At 67.1% G+C, this 12,644-nt stretch carries 11 protein-coding genes; 6 read left to right on the top strand and 5 right to left on the bottom strand.

Going from position 1 to position 12,644, the window contains the following annotated elements; genetic code table 11:
- Positions 1 to 96: 96 nt before the first annotated feature.
- A complete protein-coding gene (locus ACUDTM_RS12785; protein WP_111178762.1) occupies positions 97 to 1,152 on the bottom strand; it encodes a LacI family DNA-binding transcriptional regulator in 1,056 nt (351 codons plus the stop codon).
- Positions 1,153 to 1,391: 239 nt separating this feature from the next.
- On the opposite strand from ACUDTM_RS12785, the gene ACUDTM_RS12780 reads away from it, so the two are divergent.
- From ACUDTM_RS12780 to ACUDTM_RS12765, 4 genes are all read left to right on the top strand, one after another.
- Entirely contained in the window at positions 1,392 to 1,982 is a 591-nt protein-coding gene (locus ACUDTM_RS12780) for a cysteine dioxygenase (protein ID WP_445391348.1), read from the top strand.
- A gap of 111 nt (positions 1,983 to 2,093) precedes the next feature.
- Positions 2,094 to 2,732 (top strand): bifunctional 4-hydroxy-2-oxoglutarate aldolase/2-dehydro-3-deoxy-phosphogluconate aldolase, encoded by a 639-nt coding sequence (gene eda / locus ACUDTM_RS12775; RefSeq protein WP_065186797.1) that lies wholly within the window; start codon positions 2,094 to 2,096, stop codon positions 2,730 to 2,732.
- A 96-nt stretch (positions 2,733 to 2,828) separates the two neighbouring features.
- A complete protein-coding gene (gene adhP / locus ACUDTM_RS12770; protein ID WP_088497217.1) occupies positions 2,829 to 3,857 on the top strand; it encodes an alcohol dehydrogenase AdhP in 1,029 nt (342 codons plus the stop codon).
- Between the two features lie 127 nt (positions 3,858 to 3,984).
- Positions 3,985 to 4,377 (top strand): hypothetical protein, encoded by a 393-nt coding sequence (locus tag ACUDTM_RS12765; RefSeq protein WP_252744734.1) that lies wholly within the window; start codon positions 3,985 to 3,987, stop codon positions 4,375 to 4,377.
- 75 nt (positions 4,378 to 4,452) lie between these two features.
- Here the strand turns inward: ACUDTM_RS12765 and ligD are convergent, their stop codons facing one another.
- From ligD to ACUDTM_RS12750, 3 genes are all read right to left on the bottom strand, one after another.
- Positions 4,453 to 6,939: a DNA ligase D gene (ligD, locus tag ACUDTM_RS12760; RefSeq protein ID WP_445391347.1), complete on the bottom strand. Its 2,487-nt coding sequence runs from the start codon at positions 6,937 to 6,939 to the stop codon at positions 4,453 to 4,455.
- Positions 6,940 to 6,942: 3 nt separating this feature from the next.
- On the bottom strand, positions 6,943 to 7,863 hold the full coding sequence (gene ku / locus ACUDTM_RS12755) for a non-homologous end joining protein Ku (RefSeq protein WP_111178698.1): 921 nt from the start codon (positions 7,861 to 7,863) through the stop codon (positions 6,943 to 6,945).
- 163 nt (positions 7,864 to 8,026) lie between these two features.
- Positions 8,027 to 8,425, bottom strand: a complete 399-nt coding sequence (locus tag ACUDTM_RS12750) for a hypothetical protein (RefSeq protein WP_049413394.1) — start codon at positions 8,423 to 8,425, stop codon at positions 8,027 to 8,029.
- A 146-nt stretch (positions 8,426 to 8,571) separates the two neighbouring features.
- On the opposite strand from ACUDTM_RS12750, the gene ACUDTM_RS12745 reads away from it, so the two are divergent.
- Positions 8,572 to 8,916, top strand: coding sequence for a hypothetical protein (locus tag ACUDTM_RS12745; RefSeq protein ID WP_053496719.1), 345 nt, complete (start codon positions 8,572 to 8,574; stop codon positions 8,914 to 8,916).
- A gap of 155 nt (positions 8,917 to 9,071) precedes the next feature.
- On the opposite strand, the gene ACUDTM_RS12740 is transcribed toward ACUDTM_RS12745, so the two are convergent.
- Positions 9,072 to 11,165: a TonB-dependent receptor family protein gene (locus ACUDTM_RS12740; protein ID WP_252745267.1), complete on the bottom strand. Its 2,094-nt coding sequence runs from the start codon at positions 11,163 to 11,165 to the stop codon at positions 9,072 to 9,074.
- Positions 11,166 to 11,336: 171 nt separating this feature from the next.
- On the opposite strand from ACUDTM_RS12740, the gene ACUDTM_RS12735 reads away from it, so the two are divergent.
- Complete coding sequence (locus ACUDTM_RS12735) at positions 11,337 to 12,539, top strand: amino acid aminotransferase (RefSeq protein WP_252745266.1); 1,203 nt, start codon at positions 11,337 to 11,339, stop codon at positions 12,537 to 12,539.
- Positions 12,540 to 12,644 lie beyond the last annotated feature (105 nt).

The following is a 12,644-nucleotide window of genomic DNA, read 5'->3' as shown; positions in this document are numbered from 1 at the left end:
GCGCACGGCTTTGCACTGAAAACGGCGCACCTGGGTGCGCCGCTTTCGTTGTTGCCTGCCTGCGCCACTGCAGCGGCGCAGGCGAGGGCAGGACACTCAGCCATCCACGGCCCGGCAGGAACCGCGCACCATCAACTGCGGATGCACGCTGGCCGCGGTCGGTGCGTCGGGCACGTCGGCCTGGACCAGCATGGCGGCGGCGGTGCGGCCGATGTCGGAAACGTGGCGCCGCACCGACGTCAGCGGCGGCCACAGCCGCGATGCCAGCGGGCTGTCGTCGTAGCTGACGATCGACAACTGCTGCGGCACCGCGATGCCTGCACGCAATGCCACCTGGTACACGCCTGCGGCGATTTCGTCGTTGCCGGCGAAAATCGCACTGGGGCGTTGCTCGCCCATCAGCAGCCGTTCGGCGGCATGCACGCCGGACTCGAAGGTGTCGCCCGCTTCCAGCACGCGCTCGCCGGGCAGGGTCAGGCCGACCTGCGCCAGCCGATCAAGGAAACCATGCGTCCGTTCGCGCGCGGCACGCCGGTCACCCGGTCCGGCGATCACCGCAATGTCGCGGTGGCCAAGCGAAAGCAGGTAGCCCGCCGCAGCGGCAGCACCATCGCGGTCATGGGTGACCACGGCATGGTTCTCATCCTCCGAGGCATGCGCGTTGATGCGCACGTAGCGACAGTCGATGTCATCGAGCATCTGCGCCAGCGCAGCCGATTCGGACGCACGCGGCCCCAGGATCACGCCGTGCAGCTTCTGCTGCTGCACGAAACGGCGCACGCCCTGCGGGCATTCCGGATCCTGGCTGTCGCAGGGGTGCACCACCAGCTCATAGCCAGTGCCGCGCAGCGCGTCCAGCGCGCCGTGCTGCAGGTCGACAATGCATTGGGCACCCGGGTCGTCATACACCAGGCCGATCAGGAAGGAGCGGCGGAATGCCAGCCCGCGCGCGAGAGGATCGGGCACGTAACCGACCTCGCGCATCAACGCCTCGACCTTGTCGCGGGTGTCCTTGCGCACCAGCGGCGAGTTGTTGATGATTCTTGAAACCGTTTTCTTGGAAACTCCCGACAGTCGTGCGATGTCGTTGATCGTGGCAGCCTTGCCCTTCGATGCCGGCAACGCGGCATCGCTAATAGTTCGCACTGACATGTATAGAACCAGGTAAGTCGGAGAATTCTAGCCTTGCGCCCGTCGGGCGCGAAGTTGCGGAATGTCGCAGCGGATCTTAATCGTGTCGTGTTCGACAGATTCTGCTGCGCAAGGTTCCATTGTGATCGCTATACTGCGTCTGCATCTGAATCGTTCTTCCGCGCGTATTCACCTTGAATGTGGACGCGACGCGCGCGAACGCCAACATTCCCTTAACCATGCTCCGCTACATTCGAGGCATGGACCTGCAGACTTCTCCGTTTCCGCCATTCCGCGGCCGCGACCGGTTGATCGCCGCAGTCGACGCGGCGATGAGCTCCGGTGATCCCGAGCGCATCACGACCGACCTGCAGCTGGCGCTGCAGGAAGCCATAACCGACAGCCGCATCGAGTTGCCCGAATGCGTGCATCGGCCGGTCTGCGATCATTACGCGCGACGTCCGCTGTACCACAGCCGCGAACACGGCTACAGCGTAATTGCCATGAGCTGGGGCCCAGGGCAGGGCACGCCGCTGCACGACCACGATGCCATGTGGTGTGTGGAGGGCGTGTGGTTGGGCGAGCTGGAGATCACCCGCTACGAGCTGCTGGAGTGCGCCGGCGAGCGCTGGCGCTTCCGCCGCCACGCCGCGCTGCGCGGGGGCTGCGGCAGTGCCGGCAGCCTGATCCCCCCGCATGAGTACCACACCCTGCGCAATGCCAGCGATGAGGCACTGGCGATCTCGGTACACGTGTACGAGGCGCAGATGGAGCGCTCGGCGGTGTTCGATCCGCTCGGTGGCGACTGGTACCAGCGCCGCATCCAGGCGCTGCAGGCCGACCCGGCCTGAATCCGGCGCGGTGCGGAGCAGGGCACCGTCGCGATCCGCATGGCATCATGCGCCGCTGCGCTGCCGGCACCGGCAGCATCCGCGATGCCCTGGCGGGCAAGGAGCAAGACGATGTCCAGCGCTGATCCGCGCCTGCGCGCGCTGTTGAAGCTGGCACCGGTGATCCCGGTGTACACCCCCGAAGATGTGAATGAAGCGGTCGAAGTGGCCCAGGCGCTGTTCCGTGGCGGGCTGCCGGTGATCGAGGTGACCCTGCGCACGCCGCAGGCGCTGGATGCGATCAAGGCCATGGTCGAGGCCGTGCCGGACGCGGTGATCGGTGCCGGCACCGTACTCAACGCCGCGCAGATGCAGGCGGCGAAGCAGGCCGGTGCGCGTTTTGCCGTTTCCCCCGGTGCCACGCCGGCACTGTATGCGGCCGCGCGTGATGCCGACCTGCCGTACCTGCCCGGTGCTGCCACCGCTTCGGACCTGATCCAGGGCCTGGAGCACGGCGCGGACACCTTCAAGTTCTTCCCGGCCGTGCAGGCCGGCGGCGCCGCGCTGCTGGCCGCCTGGCACGGCCCGTTCGCCGATGTGCGCTTCTGCCCGACCGGCGGCATCAGCGCGCAGACCGCGCCGCAGTTCCTGCACCTGCCCAACGTGCTGTGCGTGGGCGGTTCGTGGCTGACCACCCCGGCGCTGCTGCAGACCCGCGACTGGGACGCCATCGAGCGCCTGGCCCGCGAGGCCTCGGTGCTGGCCAGCTGAACCTGCTTCGCGGATCTTCAAAGGTTTGATCGTGATCAAAGCGCCGGTCTCGCGCCGGCGTCATTCTGTGGGCAAGCGCACTACGGAGATCCGAACATGAATTCCACCATGAAGGCCGCTGTCGTGCGTGAGTTCGGCAAGCCACTGGTGATCGAGGAAGTCTCGGTACCGCGCCCGGGGGCGGGCGAGGTACTGGTCAAGATCGAGGCTTGTGGCGTCTGCCACACCGACCTGCACGCCGCCGAGGGCGACTGGCCGGTGAAACCGAACCCGCCGTTCATCCCCGGCCACGAGGGCGTGGGGCACGTCGTGGCCGTGGGAGGCGGGGTAGGGCACGTCAAGGAAGGCGACAGGGTCGGCATCCCCTGGTTGTACTCGGCGTGTGGTCATTGCGAACACTGCCTGGGTGGCTGGGAAACGCTGTGCGAGACGCAGCGCAACACCGGCTACTCGGTCAACGGCGGCTTCGCCGACTACGCACTGGCCGATGCCAACTATGTCGGCCTGCTTCCGAAGGACGTGGGCTTCGTCGAGATCGCGCCAGTGCTGTGCGCCGGCGTGACCGTCTACAAGGGACTGAAGGTCACCGACACCAAGCCCGGTGACTGGGTGGCGATTTCCGGCATCGGTGGCCTGGGCCACATGGCCGTGCAGTACGCCCGCGCGATGGGCCTGAACGTGGCCGCGGTGGACGTGGACGACACCAAGCTGGCACTGGCCCGCCAGCTGGGCGCGCAGGTCACCGTCAACGCGCGCACCACCGACCCGGCCGCGTTCCTCAGGAAGGAAATCGGCGGCGCCCACGGTGCACTGGTCACCGCAGTGTCACCGAAGGCGTTCGAGCAGGCGCTGGGCATGGTGCGCCGTGGCGGCACTGTCTCGCTCAATGGCCTGCCGCCCGGCAACTTCCCGCTGGACATCTTCGGCATGGTGCTCAACGGCATCACCGTGCGCGGCTCGATCGTCGGTACCCGCCTGGACCTGCAGGAATCGCTGCAGTTCGCCGCCGAGGGCAAGGTCGCGGCCACGGTCAGCACCGACCGCCTGGAAAACATCAACGACGTGTTCGCGCGCATGCATGCGGGCACCATCGAAGGCCGCGTGGTGCTCGACTTCGCTGCCTGACCGCCTGTGCATGGCCGCCGTCGCTCCGTCCCCCTCTCCCACGGACGCGGCGGCCATGCCGATTCATCGGTAGTGCCGGCCGCTGGCCGGCAACGCGGGCACTCTGTGGCCGCCGTACAATGCGCGCATGCCCGCCCTGCTCAAGACCCTGTTCCTGTCCATCGTCGCCCTGATCGGCGGCGTGCTGTCGCTTGCGCTGGTCAGCAGCGTCGCCAGCTGGCTGCCACCGTTGCTGGGCCTGTCGCCGGACAACAACAGCGTGCAGCTGGGCTGGGATCTCACCTTCAGCGTGCTCGGTGGCATCGCCGGGGTTTCTTTTGCCACCTATTACGCGCCCTGCTGGCCGCGATCGCACGGCTTCTCGATCTGGTCGCTGGTCGCGCTGGGCTGTGGCTACGCCATGTGGACGGCGGGTGCGGATTTCCCGTTGTGGTTCGTCATTTCACTGCTGGCGTCGCTGCCGTTGCAACTGCTGGCCGGCTGGTGGTTCGGCCGTCGTCCCTCGCGCGATCCAAGGTGATGCCGCCCCTGTAGAGCCGAGCCCGTGCTCGGCTTTCATGCACATCGGCACAGGCAGCCGAGCATAGGCTCGGCTCTACAGGTCCATGCGCGGCAACGTCTGCTTCAGCCGCGCGATGCCGTGCCAAGGGTCCGCCTTCAGGCGCTTCGCGCGCGCCAGCGCCTTGCCCATCGAAAATGCGTCGGCGGCACTGATACGAGCCAGTTCATCCCAGCGCAGCGGTACTGCCACACCGGCGGAATCGCGCGCACGCAACGACCACGAGCACACACTGGTGGCACCCCGCGTATTGCGCAGCCAGTCGATGAAAATGACGCCACCACGCTTGGCCTTGCTCATTGTGGCCACGTAGCGGTCGGGCGCCCGTTGCGCCATCGCCCGGGCGAACGCCTCACAGAACGCCTTGGCCTGTTCCCAGTCGGCCTTGGGCCGCAGCGGCACCACCACATGCACGCCCTTGCCACCGGACAGCCGCACGAAACTCTTCAGGCCGACTTCCTGCAGGTGGTCACGGACATCACGCGCAGCGGCTTTCACCTCCGCCCAGCCCACCCCTTCACCGGGATCGAGATCGAACACCAGGCGATCCGGGTGCTCGGGATCGGCCACGGTCGCGCCCCACGGATGCAGCTCCAGTGTGTTCATCTGCACCAGTTGCAGCAGGCCCCGCACATCGTCGATGTAGACGTAGTCCTCGCGGCCGCTCTTCTGCTGCAGGGGCACCGCGTGCACGGCATCCCCCAGGCCGGGGCCATGGTGCTTCTGGAAGAAGCAGTCCTTGCCCACGCCATCCGGGCAGCGCAGCAGTGACAAGGGCCGCCCGGCAATTTCGGGCAGAATCCAGCGCGCCATGCGCTGGTAGTAGTCCGCCACGTCGCCCTTGCTGAGCTTCTGCCTTGGGAACACCACCCGCTCCGGATGGGTTATCTGGACCTCGCCCCCGGCTTCAGCACTCGATATGGCCACTCCCAGGTCCTCCTTCTGCTTGTCGATGCGCAGCCGCTTGAAACTGGCCTGGCGCAGCAGGCCTTCCTTGCCCCAGCCACGGAAGGCCACTTCCGCCACCGTCACCGGCTTCACCCAGCGAACGCTGGCGGCGCGGAACGGCACATGCGCCGGCAGCTGCAGCACAGGCGTCTTCACCGCCAACGGCTGCAGCGCCTTGTGCAGCGCGCGCAGGCTCTCGTCGTCGAAGCCGGTGCCGACCCGCCCCACATAGCGCAATCCGCCGTTGTCCGGCGTGGCGAGAAGCAGCGAGCCGAACCCTACCCGGGGGCCCTTCGGTGCCGTGTAGCCGACAATCGCGAACTCGTCGGTGTCTTCATGCTTCACCTTCACCCAGCTGCGTGCACGGGTGTTCACGTAGGGCGCATCCACCTGCTTGCTGACGATGCCTTCGAATCCCGCCTTCCCGCTGGCATCGAATACCTGCGGGCCATGGTCGATCACGTGCTCGCTGAAGGCCAGGGTTCCGGGCGTGGGTCCGATGAGATCCTTCAGCAGCGCCTTGCGCTCCAGCAGCGGTGAACGACTGATGTCCACGCCGGCCACACCCGGCAGATCGAACACGATGTAGCGCAACGGTTGCTTCGAACTCCCGTCGATCACACGCTGCAGCGCGGCGAAGTCGCTGCGCCCCTGCTTGTCCAGCACCACCAGCTCGCCGTCCAGGCGCGCATCCCGCACCGGCAGTGCCTGCACGGCCTGTACCACCTCGGGGAAATCACCGGTCCAATCCAGGCCGTTGCGGGAGCGCAGCGTCACCTTGCCTTCGTGCAGATCGGCCAGCAGGCGATAGCCATCCCACTTGATCTCATGCAACCAGCGCTCGCCGTCCGGTGCACTGTCGCGATGATCGGTCAACTGTGGCTTGAAGGCGCGCGGGTAGGGCGTGTCACGAGCGCCATCCAGGTTCAGCGCTCGCGCATGCCAACGCGCATCGGCCTTGCGGGTCGCCGATCGTGCAGCCGGTGCGGCGCGCGTTGACTTGCCCACCGTGCGCTTGCTCACTGCGGATGTGCGTTTCGGCATGGGGGATTGGAGCAGATCATCTGCTTCGGCATCTCGCGCTTCCTCGTCGTCGCGTTTGATCAACAACCACTGTACCTGGCGTCCCTTCATCGCTGTGCGCACCAGCTTCCAGCCGCCAGCCAGGCGTTGCCCATGCAGCACGAAGTCGATCTTTCCCGCTGCCAGTGCCTGCAGTGGATCGCCTTCGCAGGCCCATGTGCCGTGATCGAAGACCTCGACGTGGCCAGCGCCATAGTGGCCTTCGGGAATATCTCCTTCGAAGCCGGCGTAGAACAGCGGATGGTCTTCCACTTCCACGGCCAGCCGCTTGTCACCAGCGCGAAGCGAAGGACCCTTCGGCACCGCCCAGCTTTTCAGCACACCGTCCATCTCAAGGCGGAAGTCATAGTGCCGCGAAGTGGCATGGTGCAGCTGTATGACAAAGATCGGCCGCCGCTTCGGGTTGCCGTGTCCGGGTGTGTCGTCAGGTTCCGGTGTCTGCCCGAGGCCACCGCCAAGCCGGCGCTTTCGCCGGTACTGGTGCAACGACATGGCTCAACCTGCCTTACGCCGTGCAGCGGTTTTCTTTGCGGCCTTCTTCGTTGCCTTCTTTGCGGCTTTCTTTACCGTCGGCTTGGTGGCTGCTTTCCGCGTTGCCGTCTTCTTCGCCGGCGTACGCTTGTTCGCATCCAGGCTCTTCTGCAGCAGTGCCATGAAATCGACCACGTTGGTGCTGGCGTCCTCACGCGGTGCAGGTTCATCCTCCACCCGTGTGGTACCGCCCTTGGACTTGATGCGCTTGTTCAGCACCTGCTGCAGGCGCTCGCGGAATTCGTCGTGGTACTGCGACGGATCCCAATCACCGGACATCGACTCGATCAACTGCTCGGCCATCGCCGTTTCCCTGCTGCTGATGCGGTAATCGGCGAGCTTTCCGGTGGGCAGTTTGTAATCTTCGGGATCCACCAGTTCCTGCGGATAGCGCAGGATCATCAGCACCAGCGCGTCCGCATGCGGCATCACCGCGCACAGGTATTCGCGGGTACGCACCACCACCCGGGCGATGCCCACCTTGCCGGTACTGCGCAATGTCTCGCGCAGCAGTACGTAGCCCTTTTCGGCCTTCTTGCCGGGCACCAGCAGGTAGGGTTTCTCGTAGTAGCGCGGGTCGATCTGCGCGGCATCCACGAACGATTCCACCTCCACCGCTTCGTGGCTTTCCGGCGCCGCAGACCGGATATCGCCTTCCTCCAGCACGACATAGCTGCCCTTGTCGTACTCATAGGCTTTGACGATGTCCTTCCATGGCACTTCCTCGCCGGTATCGGCGTTGACCCGCTCGAAGCGGATCGGCTTGCGGTCGCGGGAGTCGAGCATGCGGAACTGCAGATCGACCTTGCGTTCGCCTGACATCAGCGACACCGGCACGTTGAGCAGGCCAAACGACAGCGTGCCGGTCCAGATCGGGCGGGCCATGGGCGTACCTTTGGCGGGGCAGGGCATCCAGCTTCGGATGGGCGGTGTAAACCACCCGTGTCGATACCGTGCACGTGGGTTCTACGGAGAACGGCAGTGCCGGCTGCGGGCCGGCAGAGCTCGCGGCCTGAAGTTTCCTGGGGTTGCCGGCCAGCGGCCGGCACTACTGCAGCAACGGCCTCACCGCCACCGCAGGAATATGATCCAGCGCGCGCCAAGCGTCTTCCACCACCGGCCGTGCCTGCGACCAGCTCAACCGCGACTGCCCGCGCATCTGTTCCCAGTGTTCGGCCAGTTCCTCACAGGTATCCGCGGCGTCACCGCGCGGCCAGTCCGCAGCGTGGGTGGTCAATGCGAAGGCATAGACCGGGCATAGATCGCGCCAGTTGCGGTGGTTCTGCCCGCGACGCTCTTCGTAGTCGCTGAGCATGTACTGCAGGTAGTCCTGCGCCACCGCCTGCGGATCTTCATGGCGGCGCGTGCGGCGTTGTGCGGTGCGCTGGCCGAGCGGATCGAGCAGGGCGTTGAACACGGACGGTGCGGGTCGTTCAAGACGGGGCATGACCGGCTCCTGCAGCGGGGGCGGGTGGGCAGGAATACGCGCGGTGCCGTTACCGGGGGGTGAGCGAGATGTTCATGACGCCGGGTTCGCGGCGGCTTTACCTGTGGCGCGGTGTAGTGGGAGCCCCGAGCGCAGGTAGCCAGACCATGAGCCGAGAGAATTCCCGAGACCCGTTGCGGGAAAACCACCCGCCCATTCCCGGTGAACAGCGCGGCAAGCGCGATGCCGACAATGCCGACTACCGCGGCACCGGCGCACCTTTCTACGACGCCGAGCACGGTGGCGACCATCTGCCGGTGAAGCACGAGGCTGAACAGGCCGCCCAGGACCGCAAGGATGGCGGCGACCGCCATCGCGGCGGCCAGGAAAGCCCGCTCAAGCGTCGCGAACGCAAGCAGCGCGCCAGCGACAACCAGGACGAGGCGCTGGAGGAGACCTTCCCGGCCAGCGACCCGACCTCGCCGTTCGTACCAGCCAAGGCGCCCGACTGACGGGTAGTGCCGGCCCCTGGCCGGCAACCCCCTGACGCCCTGCGCGGCGCGATGCCGGCCAGGGCCCCCGATTTACGGGTAGTGCCGGCCGCTGGCCGGCAACCTCCTGACGTCGTGCACGGCGCGATGCCGGCCAGCGGCCGGCACTACCCCTTTCAGCGCCACGACCATTGCAGGCCGACGTTGGCTCGCCGTCCCGGTCCCGGTTCGTAGAAGCGCCCGTTGCCGTCGTTGACGATCACCGAGCCGATGTAGGCCTGGTCCAGCACGTTCTCCAGCCGGGCGAAGGCGCGCAGCTCGCCACCTGGCAGTGTCCAGAAACGACCGGCCTCCAGGTTCAGCAACGCGTAGCCCGGCGCCCGCTCCGTGGCCACGTCGTTGACCAGGGTATCGGTGCTGGCGGCGGCCTCCAGCGCCCACTGCCAGTCGGCCGGGGTCCACTGCAGCCGGGCAAACGCCTGCTGGCGCGGTACCCCGGGCAGGCGGCTGCCGGCGGAAACCCAGGTGTTCGAGGTCAGGTACGGCGCACGCACCTGCGCCTGCAGCCAGGTCCAGGCCACCTGCAGTTCCAACTGCTCTGCCAACGGCTGCCGGTAGCGCAGTTCCACGCCCTGGCGGCGGGTGCGGCCGATGTTGCGATAGGTGCTGCGTCCGCCGATGTTGCTGGCAACTGCCAACTCATCGTCGGTATCTGCGCGGAACAGGCTGATATCGAGCTGGGTTCCGTCCTGTGCATGCCATTTGCTGCCCACCTCCAGGCTGCGGCTGCGCGCCGCCGCCAGATCCAGCGCCAGTCCCGCCTGGCCGTCGGCGCGATACCCCAGCTCGTTGAAGGTGGGCGTCTCGAAGCCACGGCCCACCGCCGCGTGCAGTCGCCACTGCGGGCTGGCCTCGAAGCTGATCCCGGCCACCGGCGTGGTGGCCTGGTAGCGGCGGTGGCCGCTGTCGTCCGGGTTGCGGGCGGTGATGTAACGATCGTCGGATTCGAAGCGCACGGCGCTGCGACGCACGCCAGCCAGCAATGACCAGCGTGGACTCCACTGCCACCACGCCTGGGCGAACTGATCGACGTTCTGCACGGTGTCGATCTGGTCTCTGCGCAGCCGCCCACGCACGCCGAGAGCGCTGCCGATGAAGTTCTCGTAGCCGGTGCGATGCTGGCGCTGGCGGTCGGCGCTGAGCCCGGCCACCAGATCCAGCGGTCGGCCGGCGAGGTCGCCGTGCCAGCCCCAGCGCGCGTCCAGCCCGCCATAGCCGCCCTCCAGGTCGATCACCCCGCCGGCATGCAACGGGCTGTTGGTCTGAGCTGCCGGCGGGATCGGCAGGTACTGGCGTACCGCGCGCTGGCCGGCATAGCCCATCAGCTGCCAGCGCTGCGCCCCGGTTTCACGGGTCCAGCGCAGGCCGGCCTGCTGCTGGCGCACCGATTTGCGGGTGTTGTACTGGTGCGCCACGGCGGTGGCCTGGCGCGGATCGGCCGCCACCTGGGTACGGCTCAGGCCCAGCGGGTCCTGCGCATCGGGGGCATCGAAGGCATTGAGCAGCAGCTCCAGCCGCCCCCCGCCGAGATCGCCACCGATACGCGCAGCGAGCGATTCGCGGCGGGCACGGCTGTGGTCGCGCCAGCCCTCAGTGCGGAAGTGATTGGCGGCGATGTTGTAATCCAGAACACGGCCGGCACCCTTCAGTTGCGCGCCGACGCTGAGCGTGTTGTCGGCACCCGCGTTCACGCGCAACCGCCACGGGTCGCCGGCCTGGCCCTGTGCGCTCCAGACCTGCAGCACGCCGCCGGAGGAATTGCCGTACAGCGCCGAGAACGGTCCGCGCAGCACGTCGATCCGTTCGGCACCGAGCAGGCTGGCATGCGACAGCTGGCCCTGTCCGTCGGGCATGGTCGCCGGCACCCCGTCGATCAACACCCGCACCCCACGCACACCGAAGGTCGAGCGCGCACCAAAGCCACGGATCGACAGCTGGGTGTCCTGCGCGAAGTTCTGGCGGTCACGGGCGACCAGGCCCGGGACCCCGGCCAGCGCCTCGGACAGCTGTGCGCCGGCGCCGGGACGCGCGGCGTCGATCCAGACCGTGTCCTGGCTGGCCGGCAGCGCGAACGGGTCGATGCCGGGCACGCGTGCGGCCTGCACCTGCACGCTGGGCAGGGCGGTCGGCGCGGGCCCGGCCACGGCCGCCCAGGGCGACAGCAGCAGGATGGACAACGGCAGGCAATGGCGACGTGCGGCGGGATTCATGATTCAGGTTGATGGATCAGGCGGCAACGCACGCCATGGTACGGGGCCACGCATGACGATGGCGGCGGCCAGCCCCGGCAGGCTTTGTTACGATGGGCTGTTTCCGGCTGCAAGGCCGCAGACCGCGTAGCGCACTTCCTCCCCCTTTCCGTCTACCGAACGAGTACCGCCGTGTCCTTCTTTGCAAACGTGGAACTGGTCCCAGGCGACCCGATCCTGGGCCTGACCGAGGCGTACAACGCCGACAGCCGCCCGACCAAGGTCAACCTGGGTGTGGGCATCTACTACGACGAGAGCGGCCGCATCCCGCTGCTGCGCGCCGTCAAGCAGATCGAGCAGCAGCTTGCCGCTGACGCCAAACCGCGCGGCTACCTGCCGATCGATGGCCTGCCGGCATACACGCAGGCCACGCGAGAGCTGGTGTTCGGCAAGGACTCGCCGCTGCTGGCCGCCGGCTGCGTCACCACCGCACAGACCGTCGGTGGCAGCGGTGCGCTGCGCGTCGGCGCCGACGTGCTGAAGAAGCTGCTGCCGCACGCCACCGTGGCGCTGAGCAACCCGAGCTGGGAGAACCACCGTGCGGTATTCAGCGCGGCCGGTTTCGAGGTGCTGGATTACACCTATTTCGACCCGGCCAGCCATGGCGTCGACTTCAACGGCATGCTGGCCGACCTCGGCAAGCTGGAAGCCGGCACCGTAGTGCTGCTGCACGCCTGCTGCCACAACCCCACCGGTGCCGACCTCACGGTCAGCCAGTGGAAGCAGGTCGCGCAGCTGCTGAAGGACAAGCAGCTGTTCCCCTTCATCGACATGGCCTACCAGGGCTTCGACAAGGGCATCGAGCAGGATGGCGCCGCCGTGCGCATCATCGCCGAAGCCGGCATCGACAGCTTCATCGTCGCCAACTCGTACTCCAAGTCGTTCTCGCTGTATGGCGAGCGCGTGGGTGCGTTGTCGATGGTGGCGCCGACCGCTGCTGACGCCAAGGCCGTGCAGTCGCAGGTCAAGCGCGTGATCCGCACCATCTACTCCAGCCCGTCCACCCACGGTGCTGCGCTGGTGGCCGGCGTGCTGACCAATCCGGAACTGCGCGCGATGTGGGAGCAGGAGCTGACCGAGATGCGCGAGCGCATCCACGCCCTGCGCCAGGGCCTGGTCGAAAAGCTGGCCGCTGCCGGTGCGCCGCAGTTCGGCTTCATCAACGAACAGGCCGGCATGTTCTCCTACTCGGGCCTGAGCCGTGAGCAGGTCGAACGCCTGCGCGACGAGTTCGGCATTTACGCCGTCGGCACCGGCCGCATCTGCGTGGCCGCGCTGAACCAGAACAACCTGGAATACGTCGCCAAGGCCGTGGCCACCGTCGCCAAGGGCTGAAACAAGGCTGCAGTGGTTTGACAACAAAGGCGCCGAAAGGCGCCTTTGTTTTTGCTTCTGCTTTGCCTCTGCCTTTGCCACACCCTCCGCGCTCGCGGCGAACCC

The organism is Stenotrophomonas maltophilia group sp. vghtpe118, assembly GCF_052605195.1.
The sequence above is the reverse complement of the archived record's forward strand: the minus strand, read 5'-3'. Positions and strand labels throughout refer to the sequence as shown.

Excerpts from the sequence above, each read along its gene's own strand:
- ACUDTM_RS12785 (WP_111178762.1), bottom strand. The coding sequence starts at position 1,152 with ATGTCAGTGCGAACTATTAGCGATGCCGCGTTGCCGGCATCGAAGGGC.
- ACUDTM_RS12780 (WP_445391348.1), top strand. The coding sequence starts at position 1,392 with ATGGACCTGCAGACTTCTCCGTTTCCGCCATTCCGCGGCCGCGACCGG.
- eda (WP_065186797.1), top strand. The coding sequence starts at position 2,094 with ATGTCCAGCGCTGATCCGCGCCTGCGCGCGCTGTTGAAGCTGGCACCG.
- adhP (WP_088497217.1), top strand. The coding sequence starts at position 2,829 with ATGAATTCCACCATGAAGGCCGCTGTCGTGCGTGAGTTCGGCAAGCCA.
- ACUDTM_RS12765 (WP_252744734.1), top strand. The coding sequence starts at position 3,985 with ATGCCCGCCCTGCTCAAGACCCTGTTCCTGTCCATCGTCGCCCTGATC.
- ligD (WP_445391347.1), bottom strand. The coding sequence starts at position 6,939 with ATGTCGTTGCACCAGTACCGGCGAAAGCGCCGGCTTGGCGGTGGCCTC.
- ku (WP_111178698.1), bottom strand. The coding sequence starts at position 7,863 with ATGGCCCGCCCGATCTGGACCGGCACGCTGTCGTTTGGCCTGCTCAAC.
- ACUDTM_RS12750 (WP_049413394.1), bottom strand. The coding sequence starts at position 8,425 with ATGCCCCGTCTTGAACGACCCGCACCGTCCGTGTTCAACGCCCTGCTC.
- ACUDTM_RS12745 (WP_053496719.1), top strand. The coding sequence starts at position 8,572 with ATGAGCCGAGAGAATTCCCGAGACCCGTTGCGGGAAAACCACCCGCCC.
- ACUDTM_RS12740 (WP_252745267.1), bottom strand. The coding sequence starts at position 11,165 with ATGAATCCCGCCGCACGTCGCCATTGCCTGCCGTTGTCCATCCTGCTG.